Genomic DNA, 24,973 nt, shown 5'->3' with positions numbered 1-24,973 from the left:
TATAGAAACTCTAATTCGCTTTTGCCCCAGATATGTAATTCAACCCAGTATAGCGAGAAAAACAAAAAATACGCTGCTCTCTGGAGTCTGAGTAGATTAATTCGGGATCAATATTTTGCCATGTCTCCTTTATATGAGTATTCAGTCCACGAGTAAAGCAATGCAAACCAAATTCAATGACAAACGCATATCGAATTTCAGGCTTATTTGTAGCTTCCTGTTGAACAAATTCCCAACGCAATTCGTTTAGATGATCGAGTTGATATACTTTGCTTTTGTAAATAAATGGATTCCACGTTTTAATTGTACATACCTCTTATTGTTATTTTGATTTTATCAATGCAAACTGGATTACTTGTTAAGCAATAAATAATCCCCCCGCTCCATAGCAATGGTAATGAATGCACTATATCTTAATGGGCTTGTGCTCCTACGGGCTTTAGTTCTTTTTGAAAAGTCCAAATCAAACCTAATATAATAATCCCCATCCAAGTTATTGATTTGCACCATGAAGCATAATAATAAAGCTGTATGAAGTGTTGTGGCTGATTTAAAATGGGAATTACATTAGGGGATGAAAATAAACTGATATTATTACTTACAATAATTGGTGATGCAAAAAGGAAAAACCCTTTTAAAATAAGCTCATGATTCTTCATTTTAACAGAAGAAAGAATAATCAAAACAAGCGCAGGCGCTAGAAGCAAAGCAAACCTTGGCCAGTAAAAAATATGAGTTATTGGGGTAAATAAATCGCCATAAGAGGAAAATACCCCTGATTTTAAAGCGGTTTCAAAAGAAAGCGACAAATAGGACAGAACTAACAGTAAAAAAGAGAAGTAGTGTATTGGTGTTTTTAGATTTATGCGCATTATAATAGTTCCTTTTTTTTGATCACGGTGTGAGCGTGCTTTAGCTCACCGCTTATTCTTTAGGATATAGTGTTCTTCCAGAAACGGTTGCTATTGCTTCTATAGGAATCGCATGTTCCTCATCATTAGAACAATTTAGGCTGATGATGCTAGCTATAGCATTGCTGTATCGTAATCAGGCCTAATATGTGTATCTGACGAGGCGATACATAATGTATTTCCAATGAATAATTTAAAACGTGCTTGGCTTAGTTTTTCTGAGACGTCGAAAGTCTTTAGAGTAACTCCTGATAACACTGTCCCAGGGGAAATTGTTTTTTCCTTGTGAGCCTTATCAGATGGAAGCTCAAATTGTTTTGTTACTATAATGTGCGCTGTTTTCCCTCCTTCAACATAAATTCTATTGGGTTTTTCTGATGAAGTCGAATTGGTATTTTTTGCTTTGCTTTTTATTAAAAGGAGATCAGGCGGCATTGGGCCGATAATTTTTAGTTCTGGTGAAGCCCAATAGATGGCTTTATTATTGCCTAAAAGTTTATAAGGCAAAAACACCACATCATGTTCCCCCATATTCCAAAAAACACCACAAAATAGATGCTTATCACCTATTGTAGAGCGGTTTAATAAATTACCTTTGCTGTCTGTAAAGCGATCGCAATAATGGTTATTTTGGGTCTTTGGCACTTTTAATGGTGAATACGCTAATTGAATTTCGCCATTGGCACCCATAAGAAACAATTGCCGTGAAGCAGTTGCATAGAAATCATAGCTCAATTTAGCAATGAATGGAGACAAAAACAGCACCAAGATCCCTAGCTTTATACCCAAACGCCGCGATGATTTTTCATCGAAAATAGAAAATAGAATGCACCACGTAAGCACAAGCCCCAGAACAATGATACAACCGTTAGCAAATGTTAAGAACACAATACCTCTCTTGTAAAAACTATCTATGCAAATGGTTACCATTTTATCATATTATTTTTTATAACATTTAATCTTATTAATTAGCTCATTTTTATTGAGTGCATCTATTTTATGTATTATCTTCTTAGGATTATGCCCTTGATCGAGCAATTGTTTAGCCCATAACATAAACACATCATCCTCGGTGAGAATCTTAAAAAGAATACGTTTTAATAAAGTCTTCGTGTGAACGTTTCAGATGTGATTTAACCTCCTCCAAAAACATCTGATATTGCTCAGTCGAAGAAAATAAATCCATGTTTAGATACCAATGTGCGCCATATTTCAAACTCATGGCATTTGATATAGCGGTACGAAAAGCGACTTCTATTCTCTCTAGGGCATCGATAACTAATAAGCGTAGCTCTCTATCAAAGGCATACAAATTTAAAAGATCCGAAAATCGCGTGTTAGGTTTAAATTGGCTAGTGTTTGTCGCAGAGCTAATGAGAAAAGGCTTAAAATAAATCATCAAACGATAGTAACCAATGGTCGTCAAATACTGGCTAGCTTCTTGTTCATTATCCAACAATAGCCCTTTTTGCCGTAAGTGATGTATTTGTTCTGGTATGGAAAGAGGTGGTTTATTAAAAACCATTTTTGAATGCATAAAGTAAATAACCCGCCCTGGTCCGCATTATTAAGAGGCGTGGCAGGTATGGTTAATTATATTATAACCCGATTGCGCTCAAAATCAAATACGATTGATTGTCATTAATGTAATTTAAACAGAATGTGCAACGTAACTGCCTGAATCACCGTACACGCCAATTCCCCATAAGAATGTTATAATTAACCGATCGTTAAAAGTCCTCATTTAAAGATTTTTGATTTAGGAATTATGGTGTAAGCAATGGATGTGAGTGTAAAAGAGTTTTTGATAACGCTATATATCGTAGGTGGATTAATTACCCTAAGTTATTCTATCCACAGCTTTCTCAATTTTCGACGCTTAAAAATATATTACAATAATAATTTGCTGCTAAAAAGGCCTGATATTAAACGCTATTTGATTCTTAACCCTCTCCCTTTGGCCATATTTTTTTGTTATCGAAAAAAGCCCTATAGAGCGATTTTCCGAGCTATTTTTTAAACATTATGGTGATGAGGGGCATACTTATTTTAGAAGCCAAGGGCTTAAAAACTTTTTAAATGACCTATTCAAAGGAAAAAATCGTTATAAAAAGTATCAAATACACACACTTTGCTGGCCAATTGACAAAAACTCTCAAGATTGGATTGAGCATGAGCGATTTTTTAAAGGCAATAATTTCTATGCGCGGATTGGGTTGAAGGAAGAGACACAGGTCTATTAGCCTATATGTACATAAAACAGTTAGCCCCTAATTTTGATTTTGGCTCAACTGGAAATTATAATAGTGAGGTTTGGGAGTATGGAGAGTCTCTACCCTGGATTATAATGCACCATTGCCGGAATGGGTTCTAAAAGCTATTTAAATAGCTTTTAGAAATATTTTTCTTTTCAACCTATAGAGATTATATTTGGGATATTGAGTTGCAATTTAATTAAACAATAATGTCCCAAAATTCCATCTTTCTGGTACTGAACAAATCCTCTTTTGTATATTATATGTTGTCCTTGGTGTTGATTGAACTTGAAACAGGAACGTGCAATCTGTTTTTATCAATTAAATCCAGATGCTTTGGAAGTCATCTATCAAAAGTAAATATTTAAATCATATGATAGATGTAACCCTCTTGTTTTCTGCCTATCACTAAAGTGTGTACCCTTGTGATATCAGAAAGCCAGTTTTGAAATTGTGTGTAATGGCTCGGCATTGGCCATCAATGCTCTTGCTTTTTTAGAGACTTTAATAAGAAAAGGCTAAAATCAAATAGCTGAATTTGTTTAAATAGTTTCGAGATCCTCATTGAGCGTTTATTATTACGGGGAAGGAAAATAATTGTTTGGTCATAAAATGGTCGTGGAGCAGGGTAAAATCCAACTGGAGCACCAAAATGTTCACATTCTTCACTAATAAAGAACCAGTCTTTACTATTTACAGAAAAAAGATCAAATTGGTTTAATAAAGAAAATACGGACTGTGAGTCTAAATGAACTGTATATAGTCTACCGCAAACAGGAAACTTTTTATTTAATTTTAAGGCAAGATATCGAGCTGCTGAAAAATGATGAGATCCCCCACTATTACATAAATGAATGCGGTTGTTATCCCATGCATAGCAATAAAATGAAGGATTATTGAATATTCGTCCGCCCTCCCACTGCAAATTTTTATTTAAATTTTGTTCTGATATGTCGGCGATTAAATTATGGTTAACTGTTGTTGCGAAATCATCAAGGGTTTTAAACAGGCTCAGATCTGATTTTGATGCGCCAAGGCAATCAATATCGCGAATATCACACCACCAATTTTCTGTTTCGTTAACTGTGACAATATATTCTAATTCTGGGATATATTGTTGTGTTGAGTAGTATCTTTCCCTTAGATTCATGGTGTATTTTTTATCAAAATAAAAACTATCCCACCTGTTCCAATGAATTATTTGATCCGCGTTAGCCGTTTGGGGAGGTGTTTTTAATAACATTTGTAGCTGAGAGTGACTTTTGATTTTTTTTATAAATCTTGATGGGTGTAAAAAACCTTCTTGTATCGAATCAACAATTAAATTAAGTACAGTCCCCATGCTTATCCTTTGTTTAGACGTGCGTTCAACTAGCTCAAAAGCTATTAAAATAATGCTAAAGAAGTATTCCTTTTACTATTGATGAAATACTGTTTTTTAGTTGTTTCCCATTATATATTTAAAGTGTTCAGGTTTTTTTTGTTTTAAAATGAGTTGTGTAGTTGGCTGTAATATCATCAGCCTCTAACTTGTATTGATTAAGACGTTGTTTGACAGTTTGACTGTCTTCAAACTTATTATCAGAGGCTATAGATTTTATAAATTGACGAGCGTTATTAACTAACTTTTCTAACAAGCTCTTATTTATTATTTTTATATTTTTACTTGGAGAACACGCATACTCAAAACAAGCAGATAAATGAATCATAATAGGTACACATTTAGCACCATTGCCATAATTGTTATTAAACCAAATTTCAGAACCATTCAGCTGATTACAATCGTGTTTACAAATAAGATCAGTGGTTGCACCATTTTTACATTCAATAACTAAAAATTTTAAATCATCCAACAGCCAGAGATTATCTGGTCCTTTTCCATAATCATTTTCGGGGCGTTGGCCTATAAAGCCAAGTAGGTATGCTAACTCTTTAAAAGCATCCTCAAATATATTTGCAGTGCCTTCACTAAATACAAGTTTTGAAAATACTCCCTCTGCATAGATAATAAGTTTGTTTCCATCTTTAAATTTTTCTTTTAAATAGTTAGAACATTGTATTGCTTGTGATCCGGTATGATTTTGTAGTGGCCTATAACAGATGCCTTCGATTGGTTTAAGAACTCTTAAATTATCAGATATAGCGGATAGCTGAGTTTTTTGCGATTCCACCTTATCGTACTTGTTTATATATTCCGACATGTATTGTTTTAACACGCCTCTTAATAAAGGATCTTCAGTTGACCTATTGATTTCATTCAAAATTCTATTTGCTGCTTCTTGTGGTTTCCCAGAGCGATCTAAATCGTAAGCCTCTCTTAAAGCTATTTTTATTGGGTCAGTTTTATTTTGATTGGAATAATTTAAGTCTGCCATAATACCTCTGCTTAACTTAACCCATTGAGGATCCCTTTTTAGACTGTAGTTTATGACAGTTTTAATCTCATCAGCTCCCTTATCTTTTATTTGGTCTGCTATTTGCTCTGATAATTCTAATTGAGCCTTTGTCGCGGGTGAAAATAGTTCTAAAGTTTCGCTCGTATAAAGCTGAGAAGTAAGATCTTTCCCCATAAGAAAAATGACGCAATAATCATCATTAGATCTAATTCCTCTCCCCATCCCCTGTTCCACTTTATGAACTATTTGATTTACTCTGTTCGAACTACCTGCAAGCTCACTCTGGCGAATTTTATCAATATTATTTCGGGCTGCTGGTAATCCATCTATAACTAATAATCGGCAAGCATTTTCGGGTAAATCAATCCCATCATATTTGTTAACTAAAATCGTTAAGCCAATATGAGTCGTTTTAAGTTGTTCAATTCCATGAAGCATACTGTCTTTATTTAAAATGAGATCCGCTGCATCCTCCCAAAACTCCACTCGCTTGTTAGAGGGGACAATAACTACCACGTTATATTCTTTGGATAATTCCAAACATAATGCTTTAACATCACTATCGAACATATTGGTGTTAAGAGCTTGTGGTAATAAGATTAATCTGTCACCTACATCCCCCGCTGAATCTGGAGTGATGGGGGTATTAAGATATTGGGGGCTTACACCAAAATGAGTCGTTAAGACGCTATCGTCCGATAATGTGGCGGTCATAAATATTTTTCTTGATGCATTACTCAGAGACGGAATCACATCAATTGGAATACAATTACTTGTAATTTCAATGTCATGCTTACTAATCACGCAACTACATCGCTCTAAATTTTCTTTTATTAATGCCCATTTAAATTTTATTTCTTCATGATTTTTGTTTTCAATTAAAACCTGCATTACATTACTAAGATTTTCTTGCCAGTTCCAATATGGGATTAAGATGTAGGCAAAAGGATCCCCTGATTTAATCTCCAAATATTTTGCTTCCGACTGCCTTTTCATTGCCTCTTCAAAAATACTAAATATTTTTTTATGTGCCGGGTTAGAGGATGATACATTCAAAGTGAATTGTTCTTCGACTGTATTTACGCATGCATGGGCATCATCAATAAGGATCGTTTTAATGGGTATTTTAGTTCCTTCATCCCCAACACCAAATACTGATTTTCCGTTAATTAATTTATATATATTAGTTACTAAAATTGCTTTCCCTTTTAAAAAACTCTCATTTTCAGGGTCATCGACTGCATTTAATCCAAGATCTTTTGCTTCGGATAAAACTTGCTCTACTAAAAAATTATCTGGAACAATGTAAACTACAGGTCCTTTCTTCTCATTCAAGCAACTTTTTAAAATTAAAAGGCCAACCACTGTTTTACCGCCGCCTGTATTCATTTTTATGACCAGGTTTCGTTCCTCTTTTCGGTCAAACCACTTGCTCCATACTTGAGATTGCACATCGCGGGGATAATGGAATTTGTTTGATTTTTTATTGGGTAACGCATTAAAAATTTCTCTCGGTTTTAAAACAGTATCAACAGTTTGTCCCGTACCCAATTTGGAAAAATCTAATGCCATTTAATGTCCTTTAAAGTTTACTGTTAATCCATATTGGCCAAAGAGTAATTAGGCCTGTAATTGCAATTTTAAGTGCATGTTCAGCGCATCAGCAACCTTCACCAGGGTCTCTAATGAGGGAATAAATGAACTATTGCCACTTTCAAGGCGAGAAATAACCGATTGTTTGGTTCCAATTTTATTAGCCAATTCAGATTGTGTCATATGTCGCTTTTTACGGGCATTTACAATCATTACTGCTATATTATTAATAATTTGCTCACGCTCATAGTGCTTGGCAAATTCTTCATCTTGATTGATTTTATCGTCAATAAATTCATTTAAGGTAAGTGCTTTCATTCTCGTATACCTCCATCATTCGTTTTTCAGCCAGTTCAATTTCTTGCTTTGGCGCTTTTTGTGATTGTTTTTTATAGGCATGTAAAAGAACGATGATTTCTTTTTGAATGCACACATAAAAAAACCGATAACCACTGCGCGATGTTTTAATTTTAATTTCCCAAAGCGAGCCTTTTATTTGCCTGAATTGTACCCTTGGGCTGTCAAACCCTAGCTCTTCAATACTCTTTAAACAACCAGCAAGTCGCGCTATCTCATCGGACGGCAAATCATTTAGAAATTCCGCCACGGGGTTTTTGCCCGATTGTTTTTGGTAAAATTTTATTTTCATAATAATTTATAGCATAAATGTGATAATTTGGAAAGTATTTAACTAAACTTAATCCATGGATTTTAGTTTATTGCTTAACGTTTCCGAGTTATTCAAAGATTCTAGTTTATCGAGCAGTTCCTTGAGCGGTCTATGATTTTTTAGTAATGGATTTGCCCACAAAAACAAGATATCGTCATCAGTTAATATTTTTTGCACTATATCTGGTTTTTCCTCCAGTAAAATCTCTACAGCACAAGCTACTAACCATTTAGAGGTTGATAATTCACCTTTTGCGATTTCTTCAATGGTTTTTGGCGCAATACTTTTATCTTTATTGAAAAGCGTTCTGGCTTTTTGGTGCAGTTTTTCTGATTTGTTATGAATGGATAATAATTCAGAAAATATCGCCTGTATTTTCAAGGAAACATCTGTTTTTACATTTTCAGATAATCCTAGTTGATTAAGCAGTGTAAGCGCTTGCTGTTTTTTTTCATCAGGAAGGCTTGCTGTCTTTATTTTAAGTTGCCCAATAGCGGCACTTATCATGGCATCATAAACATTCAAGTCGATGTGTTCTTCAAAGCATAACCTGCTGAGCTCATCAATAGCATCAATAAAACTACCTGGTAATCGGATCCTAAAATCTTTTTGTTCGGACAGAGCCTTTGTGGAAAAATAATGCTCAATAGCCACAAGATTATTCATGTAGTGCTTTAGTTCAATGGCTTCGTCCTGGCTTAATTTGTCCCAGCTATCGAATTCATCGCAGTTATTTGCTTGAAATGAGCCATAGGTTGTTTTTTTATCGGCTGATTGCACGTGAACTCTAGGTGGTTTATTCATGTTTGCTTTAACGGCAAACGATAGTTTTTTCATGAATCTACTCCTGTTAATGGCCTACTCCCTACGGTAGGGAGTAGGGCAATAGTCAGTATTTATAATCGGGTATTCTTTCTATTCTGTTATCAATGAATTCAACCAGTTGATCGCAATAGACTCCTTTTATCGGTTTATAGGGTATCACTGGCCACACTAGCATGTCTGAAAAGTCTTTGTTAAGGTAAAAGGAAATATTGTATAAGTCTTGCGCCTCATCCAACTCGATACAGACAAAACCATCTAAATAACGCGCATGAACTCTTATTGCAAGTGCATTAGATGATAGTTCATGCCATTTAGATACGCCCCAAGACCAAACGATCGCTTTATTCGTGTGCAGCAATTGTTGCTGGATAATTTCTGGAATAGTCATTGTGTTCTCCTATGTTTTTACTATGTGTCATTAGGACAAGAACAATATAACAAGGGCAGCAATAAATATCAACATTTTTGGTAAATAATTTTTATAAATATATTTTATAATAATTGTTGACGATTACGCGCTTTTTTGAGATACTGTATTTGTTCCTTGAGAACAATAGTAAAAACATAGGAGAAAACATAATGTTACCCATTTTATCAAAAGAAAAACTATTTAAATTAGCCCCTTCCATATTCACACAAGAAAGTTCCCACAAAACAAGTGATCAGTACTCACCCATCTCAACAGAGCAAATCATTGAAAAATTAATGTCAGAAGGATTTTTTCCAACTTGGGCAACTCAGACCAAAAGCCTGAGTCAAGAATCGAAAGCATTTGCAAAACACATGCTCCGTTTTCAACGCCATGATGTCATTCAAAATAATCAGGGACTTTATCCAGAACTTGTTCTTATCAATTCTCATGATGGCCTGTCTTCTTATCGCCTAATGGCGGGTCTTTTTCGGGTTGTGTGTGGTAATGGAATGATTGCGGGACAATCCTATGACGAAATTAGAATTAAACATCAGGGAGATGTTGTTGGGAACGTTATTGAAGGTACTTATAAGGTGATTGAAACCGCGAACAAGATGCTCGATGTATCAGATGATATGGCTTCAATTCATTTAAACGATACTGAAAAGATGATTTTTGCCGAAGCTGACCATTCTCTAAAATTTTCTGATGATGAGGGCGCAATGATCGTTGCTCCTGAGCGTTTATTGCAACCAAGGCGTTATGTGGATCAAAAAGATAATGATTTGTTTACGGTGTTTAATGTCCTACAAGAAAATTTAATTAAAGGAGGGATCCGTGGCCATCGTTTAAATAAATACGGTTACACCACTCGAACAAAAACGAGAGAAGTAAAAGCCATTGATCAAAATGTGAAATTAAATCGTGCGTTGTGGACGTTAACCGAAAAAATGATGGAAATAAAAAGGTAAAGGAATTTTTTAGAGGCAAAGAAAAATCCCTTTGCCTCATCTTGAAAATAGCGTGTTAACAATAGCAAGATAAAAGGAACATTGATGAAATTAAGACTATACCACGGACGCAATACCCCAGAACAAGAAATGGATGATTGGGGCTTTGAAGGAGCAACACTTTTTGGTGTTGATGGCATTATCTGGACATACGGAGTTCCTAGAGTGTTTTTTATTAATGATGATTATTTTAATATAGCCAAGGAAGTAACCGGTTGGGATGAGATTGCTGATGGTTTAGAGATGCGTGTTTATGAGGATTTAATTAAAACCAAAGAGGGGTACTTTGGGGATTGGGAATTAATTGGAATATAAGTGGTACTTTTTTCTATTCTTTTTGTCTCCTTTTGTTGGTTTTATATCTTATATATGCGTTGATAATTAATAGTATGTTAATTGATAGGATCACAGAATAATAAAAAATTCTGTGATCTAAAATTAGAGCTTCCAATTTATTGATGATTAAAAATAAAAAATTCTTGATGTAAGAAAAAATAGCATTAATATTAATCAGAATAATAATGACTAAAAATAACCCCACCTTCCTTTTTATTAAGGAAAAAAATAACATTATTGAATGTGCTTTTATTTGTAAGGATCTAATATTCATTCTAGGATAGTACCCTACCTGATACCAATCCCACGGCTTCTAAGGGTATCGATTTTGAGTTCTCATTGGCGCAGTTTATGCCGCTAATTTTTGCAACTATATTTCCTGATCTATAATCAGTTTTTAAAATGGAATCCGCAATTGCCGTACAAGACATGGAATTGATGTTTATTTTAAATCGTAATTGATTTGGATTATCAGAATCATGAAAAGGAGCCATGACGAATGCGCTGAAAATTGTACCCATGGGTATCGATTTAGATTCCTTAATATCAGATGAGGTGAAATTAAAATTTTTTGTAACCACAACTTCCCCCATCTTGCTTTCTGACACATAAATTCTTTTTGATTTTGATGTGAGTTCATTTTTATGTTCGGCCAGCAGTTTTAGAGACTCATTTTTATTAATAAACGGAATAGGGATAAACCAATCAACAATGGTTATCATGACCTTATCCAGAAAAGGAGGTTCAACACCATGAATTTTCGCGGCAATCTCGGACAACTCTTTTAGAGATATATAGGTTTGCTTTTCTTTTTGATTTAGTTTTGATTGAACGGAATAAGAGTGATAACCAAATAGACCAATAATAGTTAGTGGTATGATGTATTTACATGTAGTCCTAATACGGTTTTTCACTCGGATATCCTTTTTTTTTAATTGTATATTTACTAAATTAAATCCTAATGCGGAACAATACTAAACGGATTCAATAGCCTGTTTCTTCTCTTTTCGATGTTGCTTCCATTCTTTATCTTTAGAAAAGATCATGATGGAGGACTCTTCAAAAAAATAGCTAATATCATCAATGCCAACCCATGAGCAGTATTCTTTTATTTCTGAGTAAATGTCTTTACTAATTTCGATTTTAATTTTTTCTTTTTCAGGTGTTTTTTTTGCACTAATTAAAGCCATGGTATTCTCCAAAATTAACATCAATTTTATAAAAAATTTAGTTTACTATATCAGTAAAAATAGGACATAAAAATACAAATCGAAACAATTAATAGCGATTGGCAAACGGATCATAACTATTGCAATAATTTGTAGATGAATAACTACGATAATTGTTGTCATGATTTCTATAATAATCATCAAATGAACTGTTAGATCCAAATGTATTGCCATTTACATCCAGACAACCAATCATTGGCAGGCCGCTTGCAGGATTAATTTTTGTATCATTTGATTTAGAGTAAGAATGAAAAGAATGCCGTTTAGCATACACAGCCTTCTCTTCTTCAGTCCATTCACTATAGGGTCTAAAATGAATGATTTTAGCAATTTTTTTCAGAAATCTTTTTAATATATTCATGATATAAATATCCCTATTGAGTAAATGGTTAAGAGAATACTGTGAATCACAAGCACGCAATTATTATGCGCTTTTCATAATATTAATTTAAATAAATAATACTAAAATTCCCAGTTAAATGCCCATACAAAAAGAATGATTAAATTAAAAAAGAACACACCCCTCGCAATGGTCATTGCCTAAAACAATTCTGTTATAATTCAGATAGTTAGCTATAATTTTGCATTTTATATTTTATCAACACCTTAATTACCATTAGGTGTGGATGCACTCTTATATAGTAATCAATAAGTTAAAATAATTCAACACCTAATCCACACCTATTTATTAATATATAAAAGTCTTTAAATAGCTAATAGACACCTATTCCACACCCATTATTAAATGGTACAATTCTCTATAATGTATCAAAAACGATGTGCGGAATGTGCATTCTGAATTAACCAGAGGAATTTATGCCCAAGGCTTATTGTTATCTAAATCAAAAAACAATCGACCAGCTCGAATCAATAAAAAAAGATGAAGGACATGATTCATCATCTCAAACCATGAAAGAAATAATTGAGTTGGGGATCAAAGTTTATCTCCATAATAAAGAGAATCCTACGATGAGCGAGGATGAAAAAAGACGATTGGAAAAAGAAGAGGAATTGAACAAGCAACACACAACTCATCTGTTAAGATTGCTCGCGGTCAGTGCTGATATTTTTCGTTGCGTTTATGATAAAAACAAACTCCCTGATGGAGCGGTCAATGCAGATGAACATATAGCTGCACTTAAGAAAAAAGTAGATAATTTTGTTGATGGCTATATCAATAACTAAGTCATTAAGATGATTATATGAGTTAACAAAATAACATTTGAATGGTTTAATAGGGGCTTCTATAGCGAAACCCTTGAATGTATTTTCATACATATTTTTAGCTTTTTGATAGCTTAATTTTTAATTGAAAGCCAATTAGAAAACCTAAATGAAGCGACAATAATAGGATTGATATTGCATAAATGGTTTCAATTTCCACTAAATTAAAAACCTCTATTTTTCTTGGAGAAACGCTTAATAAGCTATAAATTGAGATAATTGCTACTGAAAAAAATATAGTGTATTTTTTATGACTGTCATTAAAAACAAGCCCTGATAGTGAGTAAATCAATGAGAATATAAATCCAAATGCACTGACAAAAAAAATTAAAAAAGGCCAAAAATCTCTAAGATCACTATTATTCGAATCCATCATTAATGAAACAAACCCAGCCAATAGAAATGAAGAGGTTATCAGGAATAAATCAATTTTAAACCCTTCTTTTTTTGTAATTTCAGAACCATTTAATAACAAGAGTTTATTGTTTCTTTGTGACCAATAAACAAATGCTAGTACTAAAGGAAGTGTCATAAAAATTCCTTCTAAAGGTACACTTAACTTATAACTCTGATATTCCATAGCTAAGGTTCCAGCTAAGTAACAGATAATTATTAGCCATGTGTATCTATTAATTTGTTTCAAGTACGCCTAATCTTTTTATTACAAATAAGTATGATCATAATAAATAGTACCGGTATTTTAATAACATTTATGTTCATGAATAGAGTTATTAAGAGCCAATTTAATGACCCATTCATCATAATAAATGTGCCTATAAAAGCGAAAATAAATGCAATGAAAATGTGTATGGAATCGCGCATAATGAACCTTAATTAATATAAATTTAATAAAATTATTCGTGATGAAATCTATGAAAATATATTTAACTTATAGTAAATAGATTCCACCACCCCAATTTACTACTAATAAATTTCCATTTCTTCTCGTTGTAACGTTCTTGTTTTTTCTATGGATGGATTTTTATTTTCAGGTATTTCTATCTTCAATTGCCGAGAAATTGTCTCAAGACACTTCTTTATTTGGTCTTCATTCACATCGATTTTGTTATTAGTACCAAGCATTTTTTCAATACTTACTGACTTGTTCAATGTATCAATAACACCTTGTACTCCACTGGATTTATTCACATCATTAAAATCTTTTTCCCGTATGGGTATGGCAATCTCAACGGTTTTTCCATGATGTTTTAATCGTTCAATAGTTTGAATGATTGCTTTGTCTTCCTTAATTGGTTTTCCATCATTATCAAGACAAATAACCACTTTATCAGTGAGTAAATCCATATGAATACTAGGAAAGTTACTTTTCCCAAGAGAGACTATGACGCGTTCATTTTGTACGGCATCTCGAATACTTAATCCAGTGACCACGCCTTCGGCAATGTAGGTGACACTTTCCTTTCCTTGACCTTCATTTAAGATAACCCCTGCTCCATTTTTTGAACCATATGATCTCTTGTCTTTTATGTTCATTAGAGGTTTATTAGCTGTGTCTTTATCGAGGTAAATTGCCTCAACTGCTACCACCTTATTATTTTTATCGCGCGCAATATTTAATAAAGCTGGCCTGTATTTTATTTCTTCAGATTTATGAGTATATACCTTCGGATGAAAACGAAGATTCTCACCAGAAATATTGTGTATTCCTCTAATTTCTTTTAAATACTTTTCTGCAATCGTGCCTATTATAGGCCTGGATTCTCGAATCAATTGCATGCCATATTCATTTTGTTTATCCTGTTTTATAGTATGTTTCGTTTTAAAATGATTCTGCTGTTCTCCCATAGCTTTAATACTTTCTTTTAAGTCATCACCTGTTAATTTTGCCGCATATTCAAGACTTTCTTTAAAGTTTAGATTGCATGTATTTTGAATTAAATGAAGTAAATTTCCTTTTTCATTGGTTTCATGGTTGAACCATGTTCCTCTTTTTTCTCCAGTTAAACAAAAGCTTAAACTGCCATGTGTGCCATAACGATAATTAACTTTTGAGGATAAAGCTGGATTAGGTTTTCCAAGCAAGGATTCAATAACCAGCTCCGCATGATGTGATAAATTCTCTGACACGATATTGGCATCATAATGAGGCCTCTGGTTCTTTACTATAGGATTGAAATTAAACGAAGTTGGATCCGCTGATGGAGGACTAAGTGCTTTAGTTGTATAGTCAGTATTAAGACGGTTTAATGATTCCAATGCAGAGGTTTTCTCTGGAGTTACACGAAGTTGTTCTTGCAATTTCTTATAATTATCCGTGTAAATCATGGCATGCTGTGAGCCACGTGTTACCATGATGTAGAACGAGCGTAAATGATTTACCTTATCATTCCCAGTTTCAGCTACTCCGATAACAAAAGGTGATGATGCGCCTTGAATAGAGTAACTCGTAGCCGTATAACTGTAATCCCAATGTGAATCTTTCATTTCCTTTTTTAGTAATACATGATTTGCTCCACTGCTGTCTTTTACTGTAAAGGACTCGTCTTTTACATCAATTACTTGCACCCTTTCATTAGCAAAACGTCCTAAAGACTTATCGGATTTTTTAAAATGTATTTTTTCTCCAACAGAGATTTTTCCTGGCTTCGATTGAAACAATTCGATTTTCCAATCCTTATTTTCTTTTTCAGGTATAAATACTGTTTTATTACCTTTCGTATCATTTAAAACTACAACTTTAGCGGATTCATCCACAGAAACCACCTTGAAATAGTGTTCTCCTCTTTTTAAAAAAAACTCCCCATCTTTTTTTAAACAATCACGATATGTTTCACAATAGTAAAGCTCTGCGGTGGTGTAGTTAGTACTTAATAACCGAGGAAATGACTTATTTTCAGAGCCTATAGAAGATTCTTCCATTAGAGCATCCCGTATAAGGGTATTTGCAAATTCTCTTTTTTTGTTTTCATGAATAATAACAATGGTTTTATCACGACAAGCCGGAGTACGGGATAAATAGTCCCCTACTGCCATTTCAATTGGGCTCTTTTGCTTTAATATCTCCAGAGTATTTTCATTAGAGTCTTGTATATTATTAGTCTGTTGTAGCGCGTTTTGTTCCGCGTTTCTTGTTTCAATAATTGACGAGTTCATCTTATGGTAAAGACTATCGGCATTAGTTCGCTCAATATCGACTAAGGGTAGATCTGCTAATTGAACTAATGCTTTATCAGTATCACCACTAATCAAGGTTTCAATCGCTTTTTTGTATCCTACAACCTGCTGCCTTACCAGGTCGTCCATACAGGCAACACGTATACTCCCTTCCTGTATCAATATTTTGCTTGGCTTTCCACTTTCTATACTCTGATGCTGACTAATATCGCCTAGTAACGCACAACGTGCACCCGAAGCTTGAATTTTTTGTACTAGGCTCGCACAATCTCGATTGGATACCATAGACGATTCATCAAGTAATACCAGCGAATCTTTGGTTAGGGTAGACTCTTGGTCTTGTGCAATAAGGAAACTCTTTAATGTTTGTGCTTGGATCCCCAATGCCCTCATTTCCTTAACGGCCTGGTGTGTCGGTGCTACAGCAATGATATGAATATCTTCCTGAACCATTGATTTTGCAAACTGTATGCTGTCGATGGCGCTTCGAGTCATGGTTGTTTTTCCAGTGCCTGCATAGCCTTGAATCATAATAAACTGATCGGATGTGGTCGTGATTAACTCACAGGCTTCTTTTTGACCTTTTGTAAGGTTCGCATGATCTAATTTTTGGAGTGCCTCTTCATTGCTCATCAGTGGCTTAAGCGTATTTATTCCCGCTTTAACTGTATTCACAATGGATTCTTCAAAGACAACAGCTTCTTTGGTGGTCAACAAATTCTGGGTTCCAGAAATTAAATCACCGCTTTTTATTACCTTATCTAATACAGTATCCAATTCGTTAAAGCCTGACTTCCCAATAGCCTTATCCAGTGCCACCTTGAGTACTTCTTCCCTTTCGAATGCAGCTTCTCTCTCTGAAAGATGGGCTATAGCAAATTGCAGTGCTTTTTCTGCATCACTTTTTATTGGTTTTTCACCGGACAAAAGTACTAGGGCTTTCTCAAGTGATGTTAACAGCTCACCGGTGGTTACGTTGTCAATAATTTGTGCTCCATGATTCATTTTGGCAGCCTCTAAAGTTAAGGATATTGCAGAACCTTGTGAGGTGGTCCTTAAAGCGTATCGGTTAGCCTTATCCACATCATCGGTAATAATCATTAACTCTTCTTTAGTTGATTCCGATAACAACGACAGGGTGTTTTGACGAAGAGCATAGGCTGGTAGAGTAACGAGCGTTCTTTCAACAGGCTTAAAATCATGAGCATGCATGGTCTTGGCATATGCATAATTGAGAGGAAGATGTTTGTCGGTACTCGTGATTAGGTGAATGGTATTTTTTCCATTCTTTATCTTTATTCCATGACGTGTAAACGCGGATACTTCATACTGAGTACCCATTTTTACTCCCTCAAAGGAAAGGCTTCCCGTGGCCACCAATTGTTCACCTATCCCAATAGAGAGTGGCGTTTGTTCATAAACCTGCATGGAACCTGTAATATTTTTAGTAGGTAATTGTGAGATTCCCCCATTGTGATTACGCACAACCAGCAGATTATCCTTCTCATTAACACTAATCACGGTGAATTTTTTAGACTCTGTGCGAGTGTTATGGATTAATACCAAGTCTTTCTGATAACTTTTAGCCAGTTTTTTTTCACTGTCCGTAAGTGAGAGACGGGTCAACGTATTAATAATTTTTTCTTCCGATGAAATCTCACCTTGTTCTTTTAACTTTGTTCGAATGGTTTCATTAACTTCTTTTGCCTCCAGCTTCGATGCAGTTAATACCAGGGTATTCTGCCTTTGATTCAATGGCAGGGCACTATAGAGCGCGGCTGTTTTTAAAATACGAGCATCTTTTTCTCGCGCTTCTATCAGATTGACATTGGAGGTACGCAACGGTTTATGTTCGACATTAAATGTTTTCACAAAAGCTTTATCAAGAAGACCTGGTATATCTGACTTAAAGCCGTTTAATGAGTGTGATTTTTCCAGAAGAATTACTTTGGCCGCACGCCTATCTGCGATAGCTAATAAGGTATTCATCTCGTCAGGAGAAAGGCGCTGTGACTCATCCACAATAAGTAGCTCTCGCTCTTTTTTACTTTTAAAAAAAGGTAGTCTATGGTCTGAGTCATGACGGTAATTAAAGCCTGCAACTGTTTCGCACAAATCCTGCTTTCCAATAGATAAAATCCATTGCCACAATGAGGGCGCTGATTTGGCCATATCTTTATTAATGCTTAGTGCAGAAAGAGTTGATGGAGCAAGTACTCTAATTTTTTTTGAATTTTGCGCATAATCGATTAAAGTGCTTAGAAGCTCTCGTGATGTGGCACTTTCTTGTTTGATTCGAACAACCCCCTCTTTATGAGATAAGGCCTGTGTAACCCCTTTTTGAATGGACTCATTATTCGTTAATTCCTTTACCTTATTCATATCGCGAACTATGGCATTTTTTTGTGGCGTAAAGTCTGAGATTTTTTTAATAAGTTCACGCTCTTTATAGATGAGTTTATGCGTTGTAAAACACGTATCTTCTGTATCAAGAGCAATAAGCTGTTGTGTGCCAAGCGCCTGTTCAATCTGAGACATCAGCGCATCAAACCCCTGCTCGCCCAATGAAAAATAAAGGCTTGTCTGCAATAGCTCCTGATAAGTAAACTTAAGTTTTTTTTCTTCTAAGTGAGCAATGGCATCAAACACACCCATTCCAAACTCTTGACTCTTGATTTGAGTATCCTTTATCGAGTGTGCCGCATGAGTTTGTTCTTTCAAAGTAGCTAAATAAGTCGATGGATTAATACCCAAATCTTCGCTTTCTTTGTTCCAACGTTCACGCAATACCTCGGGATCGGTCGTCTCTTTTGCTTTTCGGGAATCCAAAGTTGCCCGGTCATACGCTTTTAGAGAATCAGAGTGCATTCCCTTTATTTGTTCCTCAACCTGAGCGCGACGTTTGGACAATTGCGCCAAGAGTTCCTTATCAAAATGTTTGATTTCAAATAAACCATGCGCATCACCAGTCTGCTCTATTTCTAACCCCATGTTTTTTAAACCAAGAGCAATTTCAGAACGATACACAAGGCCTAAAAAGATTTGGTTATCCATAATCCATTCCATGGTTCCGTGATTGCGACTGATGTCAGAAGCCAGTGCACGCCACTTGCCATCAAGACGCTCAGTTAAATTCATCAACAGCGCATGCACATGAAGTTGGGGATCTTGCTCTCGCGAGGTGTCATGAAGAATGGTTGCAAAACACAGGTTGCCAGTTTTTTCATACTCTATGCCTTCTTTCCCTGACTTTCGCGCTTCTGCAGCTTCCCTCTCAATGAGTTTCAATACGGTTTTCACCGCATTTAAGTGCAAATCAACAAATTCTTTATGCCCACAGACCAGCGCAAGATACGACACAGATTTAGGTGCGGAAAAGGTCAAGTCATAACCACCACGATGCTTGATTTCACCACTAAGAGATTTCAGACCAATGACATCACCGCTTGGTAATGTACCGCCAACAACGGCTTCAAGATCGAGTACGTTGACCTCTCCAGATAGGTTTTGACGTACAGCACTTAAGCCAACCCATTCGGTGGTTAATTGATTAGTAAAGTAATAATTTTCTTTATCAAAATAATACTTGGGATTAGTAATAGGTTTTACTTGCATACTTAACATGATTTATTCCTCTATCAAAAAATGGATTCCATATCGCACTCACGTTCGACACGTTTCTTATTGATTGGTGCTTGAGCATCAAAGCGGCTGTCTGCCGTATCATTAACAACAGCAGTATTTTTAAGAGTTGCATTACAGGCCGAAGGAAGCGGTAGGGTTCGAGGTAAAAAACCTGATGCTTTTGCACTTCGTTTTTGATAGAGAAGTTCCAATTTAGTAATAGGATATTGACCAGGTAAACGCAGGTAGCAGGTAAGGGGATCAAGTCCCATAATTTCAGGATAGGTTACTAAGGGGCGTGTTATACGGTTTTTTCCTAATGAAATACCGTCACGAATGGAGTTGGCTCCATAAGAGTAATTTTCTCGGGTGTCATCAATTTCTTCATCCCCAAGCTCTTTACTGACAAGTTGCGCCATTTCATGGCTTGGGCTTGCAAAAAAGGCTCGGGTATTAAGCAAATCAAAAATTTCAGCTGCCCCACTACGCCCATATACCTTCTCCAATTGACTAAAGCTCTGCATTCCCAGAAGAAAACAGCCGCCAAATTTCCTGACTTCAGCAATGGTTTCACCCAATAAGGGTAATTTGTGCAGGCTTGGTAATTCATCACAAATAAACCAAATTCGCCTGTTCGCGTCTTCTGGCAAACTTAAGAGTGTCAGTGATGCCATGGCAATCCACATCGAAATCAACGGCTTTAAAGATTTATGTTGCTCCCCATTGCTTGATATAAAAAGCCAGCCCTCCAAATCTTTATTTAACAGATAATCACGAATGGAAAAGGAAGGCTTCCCAGACTCATCAAGCCCACTTAACGACTGCATTGATTTAAGGTAGGTTGTAATGACAGAGCGAATGGAGATGGCTGTTTTTTCTATTTTATTACTGACCAAAGTCGCTGCGGCTGTACCGTTGAGATAAGGTTCCAACTCGCTAAACTCGCCAGTTACAAGTAACCCTAACAGCTTGGATAAGGAACGTTCTTTATCCTCACGCATTTGACTTGCAAGACAGGCAAACACGGTACGTGCTGCATTAACCCAAAACGGATCGTTTTCTCCATGCATAGGGATAAGACTTTCTGCCATATTTTCCAGTAATTCATCTTTTGGGGCTTCCAGCCATAAATCCCAATTAGCGCAGCGTGCATCAAAAGGATTGAGCAAGACATCATGACCTTCCTGAAAATACGCCTGAGTAAACGTGCACCCCTTATCATAAACAATGACTCGGTCGCCACGCGCACGTAAACAATCCATCAATTTCATGATGAACTGACTTTTTCCCATACCGACCGTACCATGTACTAATAAATGCTGTACCTCTGAGCCTTGCAAAAGAGGGAATCCATCAAGATGTAAATCAGATGCTTTTCTTTGCTTTATTATCTGTTTTTTAAGTGTTTCTGATGGGACTAAACTCGCCCCTCGTATAAATTGGTTTTGTGTTTGTACCTTTCCTCGATAAATGAAATATCGGCTCACCAAAAGTGCCACAATCAACGATAAGGGAAAACTCCATAGAGTTGACTGTAACAAGAAGGTCAGTAAACGATCTGAGGTAGCAGAAAAATAGTGATTGTGGAGAAGCTGCTCGACAGTTTGTGATGCATACCCCCCTTTAACAGGGATAGAAAATACATGTGGCACCCCTGCCAGGTGATAAAAGTGAGCCGCGTGATAGGACACCGTCTGTCTTATCATTCCATGTGGCGCAAAAATACCGGTCAATACAATGCTTAACCCTGCCCAAATGAATAAGTAAACATGAAAGAGCGCTTTGTTAATCTGAAACCACATCCGCAGATTATGGAATGAGATCTGGCCTCCCCGGGTATAATGTTTGTAATTGGATTCATGACTCATTTTATCTTCCTCCTGCTTGTTTTGGGCAAAGCAGCGGCTTCCACTGCTTGTATTTGTGGTTAAAAATTATTCTTTTTGATGTGTTTTTTTTATTTTAAGGGTATTGCCGCACTGGCATTTTTGTCCTTATCAAAATAATTCTTTATAAGAGTAAACAGCACGCTGATGCCTATCCTATTGAGCTCCATTTCAACAAGGATGCTCGTTAAAATCCCACTGATGAAAAAAGCGCCAAAGGATATGAAGAAGGCAGCACTGGGAAACAAGAACAGTGATGGAATCAAAACAATCCCCGCAAATATTCGATAGGCTATAGTCCCAGCTCGCCTTATTTGTTTTACAATCAATGAGCCTGTTCTTAGTTTGTGTTTCAATTGATAGTCAATCAAAATGTATTGATTTAATGAGCTGTAAATGAATAGAAAAACAAAAAGGCACAGTCCTAGAGCCATTAATGGCAGCCAGAAAAAAATGTAGATGAGCTCGTGCGTTGAAGTCTCCACCATCAACACGTTCCAATAAAAAGGAAGTGGAAGTAAAAATCCTAGAAGTATTGTTCCATATAGTTTAAAAAAAACATGCAAAAACAAACGCCTGTTCGCCTGGTAATACTCCTTGGCCGGCATAATATCCACGTCCAATGTTTTTAATGTTTCTATATCCAAGGCGATGGCCTCTTTTAATTCTTGTGAATTCATTTCTTCATTATTCATGGATAAGCTCCTTCTTTGGGGCTGATTTATCATGATGATCAACCCATTTAGTAAAATAGGCGGGTATAGCCACGTTGGTTTGCCCCAGTTTTTTACCTTCGCCTACATCGTTGTTTGTTGTTTCAACCGCTTGCTGGTATTGACTCTTTAAACGCCCTCCTCCACTGCTTGTTTTATTTACCGCCGCATCTACCTGATTATTAATTTTTTGCTGCATACTTTTGGCTCTTGATGCATCCATGCCAACTCTCATAGTCCTTCCAGAATCCTCCAATGCATTACTGTTTTTGTGGTAGTCAGCTCTCATTTGTGATTCTTTTGAACTTAATGGATTTGCTGCATCCTGATAAAAGGAGTCAATCCGAGCATTTTTAGAAGCATTGCCGTATTGTGCGATTAAACCTTCTCGTTGCTCATGGATAAACTCATTAGCTAGCGTTTGTAATTGTTTTAATGAAGCCAGATCTGAAGGATTGGAATACAATTCATCTCGTGCCTTCTCTCCAATGCGGTGTGCCACAAAGCCAGGAAATGCCTGATTAAGATCGGTAGTAACTTGATCAGCGTTTGATTCCACATAACTCCTGGCCGTGCTAATGCGAGCGGCTTTAGACATCGAGGCATCATAGTTTTGGCTTGCCGTTTGCGCCTCCCTTAAATCGGTACCCATTTGATTCGAAAGGCTTGCCCCTTCCGAATGGCTGTTATCAAAATGATGGTTTTGTGCAAACTGGCTCACGTAATTAAGCGCCTGATTAAAGTCTTCTGCTTCCTTCGCTGACATGCTGCTGTCCGTCCCTTCATGGTAACGATCACTACTTGTTGATGACCGATCGAACTTGGCATGACTATCAGCACCTCCTGTTGCTCCAAAAGCAAACCGCCCAATGCTTCCCAGTATGCTTTTTTCACTTGCAACTCCGGCGTGGACATTTAATCCAGCAGCGGTCATATGAGCCAGCGCATCCTCTTGGCTTATCCCTTCGCGTTTAGCTACATCCGAGGCAATATGCGTCATGGTCGATAATGCCTGGCTGTATTGACCGGATTCACTTTCAGACACTCCATCGCCCAAACGCATATCATGCCCCTGCATTTTAGATAACTGCACGGCACTGTGCGCAAAACTGGACAAGGACGTTTGATAATGCTGACTTTCATTGGCTGCAGCCTGTCTGGATTCTTCAAAAGCCTGATTTAAAGAGCCGCTTAAGGCCTTTGTATCTGAAATGTGTACGGGGCCTCGTGACATCCCAGGATTTACGTCAAAAACAGCATCCCCATGGCTTGTGGTAGTCTTAAGCACACCACTTCCCAATTGTTCCGTGTGCATCCCATGCATGTTCGTCCAATTGGTATCGTGCTTATTGGCCGAAACGTTATTGGCGCTGGTATTTTCATAGTTCATATTCCAACCGCTGTAACTTGCCATTGAGATGTTACCTGCAGCTGCAGATTGCGCTTCACTGACTGACAAAGATTGCGCCATACCACCAAAATGCTGGGAGGATGTACTTAAAATCTGTCCTAATCCTTTCGTGATGTACAGGGCAATAACTGGAACACTTGCCGCCAATGCACCTGCCGTATAGGCAAAATTACTGTGCATGCTGGCTAATGAATCGATATTAGAGAAGGTCACTCCTCCTGTTTTTTGACCAAACAAAGTAATGGTAGTACTTGAGGCCATGGAAACAAACCAATGAAAAATAATAAACATCGGTGGCCATGACCAAAGGTAGATTTGAGATTGCACCCACAGGAAATAAGCGTTACTCAGGGTCGGAAAAAATGAAATCAAAACGACTAATGGAAAGATACACAGCGTCAACATCCACATCACGGTCATATAGTAAGGCAGGCGAAATCCTGCAAGCCAAAAACTATTGGCTTCAGCGATGTGCATTTTTTGGGTGCTGTCCGTATTGGTGTAATTCATGAGTGCAGCATCAGCTCCTGAAAAAGCAAAAGCATCGGCTGCGGCATCTCGGGTCGCATTAATTAAGATATTTTGGGTGAGTGTTTCGGCAGCATCTTCGGTAATGTTCATGTAATATTTGTGAGCGGCCTGCAGTCTGTCACCAAAAGTCTTTTCGCCAGGCAACGAACTGCTGTCTGTGTTGCGTGATGTTAAAGCGCCTGTGGTTACCAGATGATTAAGACGCTCCAACTCCAATTTCGCTGCAATGGGCAGTCGAGTCTTCAAATTGGCTGCCGCGTCACCACAACTTAAATTGACTCCATTATGCAGAATCACCCGATAAATGGGTGAGGGCTCCTCAAAATAGGTTTTAGAAAGATGAGCACTTTGGGTCAGCTCTTGAGGGCTTAATTGATGGCTTGCCAAAAGTTTTGCCGTAAACACGCATTGGCGGATAAAGGACGATAGGTCTTGTGCCAAATCAGGCGACATGGAGAGTCTTGTCTGAGTTGCGGCCAGCCAGGTTCTTGCACCAAAAATCATTCCTGTTTTGTTATACTCCAGACTATCTGGCATGCGAAATACATCACTAAAGGCAGTCGTAATTCCATACCCCATGCCACTAATCAATGAGGCAGGTAAAGCAACGCCTAGCGGTACATGATCAACCGTTAAGGCTTCCCCTGCTCCTTCGGCTGTCTGCATGTCAATAATAGCCACAGGCACTTTAATGCCCAGCACGCAATACATGACTAAAAAGGTGGTCAGCATAAAGCGAGTTAATGATTCGAGCTTTTTCCCCATCACGTACTGATAACCGACCATACCAACGGATAGAATCATGATAATGT

General features: G+C 36.7%; 21 protein-coding genes. 3 read left to right on the top strand and 18 right to left on the bottom strand.

The annotated features are described in order from the left end of the window. Positions 1 to 10: 10 nt before the first annotated feature. The 10 genes from IZU94_RS18540 to IZU94_RS01085 all read right to left on the bottom strand — a co-directional run bounded on the left by IZU94_RS18540 (position 11) and on the right by IZU94_RS01085 (position 9,038). Positions 11 to 283, bottom strand: coding sequence for a YjaZ family protein (locus tag IZU94_RS18540; RefSeq protein ID WP_489833448.1), 273 nt, complete (start codon positions 281 to 283; stop codon positions 11 to 13). 130 nt (positions 284 to 413) lie between these two features. After that, positions 414 to 872, bottom strand: a complete 459-nt coding sequence (locus IZU94_RS01130; RefSeq protein WP_058393154.1) for a hypothetical protein — start codon at positions 870 to 872, stop codon at positions 414 to 416. Between the two features lie 153 nt (positions 873 to 1,025). Continuing rightward, a complete protein-coding gene (locus IZU94_RS01125; RefSeq protein WP_230305092.1) occupies positions 1,026 to 1,799 on the bottom strand; it encodes a hypothetical protein in 774 nt (257 codons plus the stop codon). Between the two features lie 193 nt (positions 1,800 to 1,992). Beyond that, positions 1,993 to 2,436, bottom strand: a complete 444-nt coding sequence (locus IZU94_RS01120) for an Abi family protein (protein WP_162262800.1) — start codon at positions 2,434 to 2,436, stop codon at positions 1,993 to 1,995. Between the two features lie 1,208 nt (positions 2,437 to 3,644). Continuing rightward, entirely contained in the window at positions 3,645 to 4,409 is a 765-nt protein-coding gene (locus IZU94_RS01115; protein WP_021460516.1) for a DUF6685 family protein, read from the bottom strand. Positions 4,410 to 4,635: 226 nt separating this feature from the next. Continuing rightward, positions 4,636 to 7,134 carry a helicase C-terminal domain-containing protein gene (locus tag IZU94_RS01110; protein WP_025520167.1) on the bottom strand — a complete coding sequence of 833 codons (2,499 nt, stop codon included), beginning with the start codon at positions 7,132 to 7,134 and terminating at the stop codon, positions 4,636 to 4,638. Positions 7,135 to 7,182: 48 nt separating this feature from the next. Beyond that, positions 7,183 to 7,473: a helix-turn-helix domain-containing protein gene (locus tag IZU94_RS01105; protein WP_021460513.1), complete on the bottom strand. Its 291-nt coding sequence runs from the start codon at positions 7,471 to 7,473 to the stop codon at positions 7,183 to 7,185. Next, complete coding sequence (locus IZU94_RS01100) at positions 7,451 to 7,804, bottom strand: type II toxin-antitoxin system RelE/ParE family toxin (protein WP_021460512.1); 354 nt, start codon at positions 7,802 to 7,804, stop codon at positions 7,451 to 7,453. Before IZU94_RS01100 ends, IZU94_RS01105 begins: the two co-directional genes overlap by 23 nt. Before the next feature lie 48 nt (positions 7,805 to 7,852). Then, positions 7,853 to 8,662, bottom strand: coding sequence for a hypothetical protein (locus tag IZU94_RS18505; RefSeq protein WP_021460511.1), 810 nt, complete (start codon positions 8,660 to 8,662; stop codon positions 7,853 to 7,855). A 52-nt stretch (positions 8,663 to 8,714) separates the two neighbouring features. Continuing rightward, a complete protein-coding gene (locus IZU94_RS01085) occupies positions 8,715 to 9,038 on the bottom strand; it encodes a hypothetical protein (protein ID WP_021460510.1) in 324 nt (107 codons plus the stop codon). 191 nt (positions 9,039 to 9,229) lie between these two features. Between IZU94_RS01085 and IZU94_RS01080 the strand changes: the two genes are divergently transcribed. Next, the gene (locus IZU94_RS01080; protein WP_203107464.1) at positions 9,230 to 10,033 is read left to right on the top strand and encodes a DUF932 domain-containing protein; all 804 of its coding nucleotides are present in this window, start codon (positions 9,230 to 9,232) and stop codon (positions 10,031 to 10,033) included. A gap of 84 nt (positions 10,034 to 10,117) precedes the next feature. Next, positions 10,118 to 10,387, top strand: a complete 270-nt coding sequence (locus tag IZU94_RS01075) for a hypothetical protein (RefSeq protein WP_021460508.1) — start codon at positions 10,118 to 10,120, stop codon at positions 10,385 to 10,387. A 296-nt stretch (positions 10,388 to 10,683) separates the two neighbouring features. Here the strand turns inward: IZU94_RS01075 and IZU94_RS01070 are convergent, their stop codons facing one another. The 3 genes from IZU94_RS01070 to traS form a co-directional block, all read right to left on the bottom strand. Beyond that, a complete protein-coding gene (locus IZU94_RS01070) occupies positions 10,684 to 11,322 on the bottom strand; it encodes a hypothetical protein (RefSeq protein WP_021460685.1) in 639 nt (212 codons plus the stop codon). A 60-nt stretch (positions 11,323 to 11,382) separates the two neighbouring features. Next, a complete protein-coding gene (locus tag IZU94_RS01065) occupies positions 11,383 to 11,598 on the bottom strand; it encodes a hypothetical protein (protein WP_021582697.1) in 216 nt (71 codons plus the stop codon). A gap of 88 nt (positions 11,599 to 11,686) precedes the next feature. Further along, positions 11,687 to 12,058, bottom strand: a complete 372-nt coding sequence (traS, locus tag IZU94_RS01060; protein ID WP_454783463.1) for a conjugative transfer entry exclusion protein TraS — start codon at positions 12,056 to 12,058, stop codon at positions 11,687 to 11,689. Positions 12,059 to 12,453: 395 nt separating this feature from the next. Here traS and IZU94_RS01055 point away from each other — a divergent pair, with 395 nt between their 5' ends. Then, positions 12,454 to 12,822, top strand: coding sequence for a hypothetical protein (locus IZU94_RS01055; RefSeq protein ID WP_025520174.1), 369 nt, complete (start codon positions 12,454 to 12,456; stop codon positions 12,820 to 12,822). A gap of 97 nt (positions 12,823 to 12,919) precedes the next feature. Here IZU94_RS01055 and IZU94_RS01050 read toward each other — a convergent pair whose 3' ends face one another. The 5 genes from IZU94_RS01050 to IZU94_RS01030 all read right to left on the bottom strand — a co-directional run. Then, positions 12,920 to 13,441 (bottom strand): hypothetical protein, encoded by a 522-nt coding sequence (locus IZU94_RS01050; RefSeq protein ID WP_021582696.1) that lies wholly within the window; start codon positions 13,439 to 13,441, stop codon positions 12,920 to 12,922. Positions 13,442 to 13,785: 344 nt separating this feature from the next. Then, positions 13,786 to 19,620 carry a conjugative transfer relaxase/helicase TraI gene (traI, locus tag IZU94_RS01045; RefSeq protein ID WP_058393173.1) on the bottom strand — a complete coding sequence of 1,945 codons (5,835 nt, stop codon included), beginning with the start codon at positions 19,618 to 19,620 and terminating at the stop codon, positions 13,786 to 13,788. A gap of 14 nt (positions 19,621 to 19,634) precedes the next feature. Then, positions 19,635 to 21,488: a type IV conjugative transfer system coupling protein TraD gene (traD, locus tag IZU94_RS01040; protein ID WP_021582615.1), complete on the bottom strand. Its 1,854-nt coding sequence runs from the start codon at positions 21,486 to 21,488 to the stop codon at positions 19,635 to 19,637. An 89-nt stretch (positions 21,489 to 21,577) separates the two neighbouring features. Next, positions 21,578 to 22,201, bottom strand: coding sequence for a hypothetical protein (locus IZU94_RS01035; protein ID WP_019350437.1), 624 nt, complete (start codon positions 22,199 to 22,201; stop codon positions 21,578 to 21,580). Beyond that, positions 22,194 to 24,973, bottom strand: a 2,780-nt coding sequence (locus IZU94_RS01030; RefSeq protein WP_203107462.1) for a conjugal transfer protein TraG N-terminal domain-containing protein, incomplete at its 5' end; no start/stop codon positions are given. The genes IZU94_RS01035 and IZU94_RS01030, both read right to left, overlap by 8 nt.

It is taken from the genome of Legionella bononiensis (genome assembly GCF_016786215.1).
GTDB classification, from domain to species: domain Bacteria; phylum Pseudomonadota; class Gammaproteobacteria; order Legionellales; family Legionellaceae; genus Legionella; species Legionella bononiensis.
Note: the sequence above shows the minus strand (reverse complement) of the source record. Positions and strands in the feature narration are given on the sequence as shown.

What these genes read in the sequence shown, in the direction of transcription:
- IZU94_RS01130 (WP_058393154.1), bottom strand. Translation starts at nt 872, where the DNA reads ATGCGCATAAATCTAAAAACACCAATACACTACTTCTCTTTTTTACTG.
- IZU94_RS01120 (WP_162262800.1), bottom strand. Translation starts at nt 2,436, where the DNA reads ATGGTTTTTAATAAACCACCTCTTTCCATACCAGAACAAATACATCAC.
- IZU94_RS01115 (WP_021460516.1), bottom strand. Translation starts at nt 4,409, where the DNA reads ATGTTATTAAAAACACCTCCCCAAACGGCTAACGCGGATCAAATAATT.
- IZU94_RS01110 (WP_025520167.1), bottom strand. Translation starts at nt 7,134, where the DNA reads ATGGCATTAGATTTTTCCAAATTGGGTACGGGACAAACTGTTGATACT.
- IZU94_RS01105 (WP_021460513.1), bottom strand. Translation starts at nt 7,473, where the DNA reads ATGAAAGCACTTACCTTAAATGAATTTATTGACGATAAAATCAATCAA.
- IZU94_RS01100 (WP_021460512.1), bottom strand. Translation starts at nt 7,804, where the DNA reads ATGAAAATAAAATTTTACCAAAAACAATCGGGCAAAAACCCCGTGGCG.
- IZU94_RS18505 (WP_021460511.1), bottom strand. Translation starts at nt 8,662, where the DNA reads ATGAAAAAACTATCGTTTGCCGTTAAAGCAAACATGAATAAACCACCT.
- IZU94_RS01085 (WP_021460510.1), bottom strand. Translation starts at nt 9,038, where the DNA reads ATGACTATTCCAGAAATTATCCAGCAACAATTGCTGCACACGAATAAA.
- IZU94_RS01080 (WP_203107464.1), top strand. Translation starts at nt 9,230, where the DNA reads ATGTTACCCATTTTATCAAAAGAAAAACTATTTAAATTAGCCCCTTCC.
- IZU94_RS01075 (WP_021460508.1), top strand. Translation starts at nt 10,118, where the DNA reads ATGAAATTAAGACTATACCACGGACGCAATACCCCAGAACAAGAAATG.
- IZU94_RS01065 (WP_021582697.1), bottom strand. Translation starts at nt 11,598, where the DNA reads ATGGCTTTAATTAGTGCAAAAAAAACACCTGAAAAAGAAAAAATTAAA.
- IZU94_RS01055 (WP_025520174.1), top strand. Translation starts at nt 12,454, where the DNA reads ATGCCCAAGGCTTATTGTTATCTAAATCAAAAAACAATCGACCAGCTC.
- IZU94_RS01050 (WP_021582696.1), bottom strand. Translation starts at nt 13,441, where the DNA reads ATGGAATATCAGAGTTATAAGTTAAGTGTACCTTTAGAAGGAATTTTT.
- traI (WP_058393173.1), bottom strand. Translation starts at nt 19,620, where the DNA reads ATGTTAAGTATGCAAGTAAAACCTATTACTAATCCCAAGTATTATTTT.
- traD (WP_021582615.1), bottom strand. Translation starts at nt 21,488, where the DNA reads ATGAGTCATGAATCCAATTACAAACATTATACCCGGGGAGGCCAGATC.
- IZU94_RS01035 (WP_019350437.1), bottom strand. Translation starts at nt 22,201, where the DNA reads ATGAATAATGAAGAAATGAATTCACAAGAATTAAAAGAGGCCATCGCC.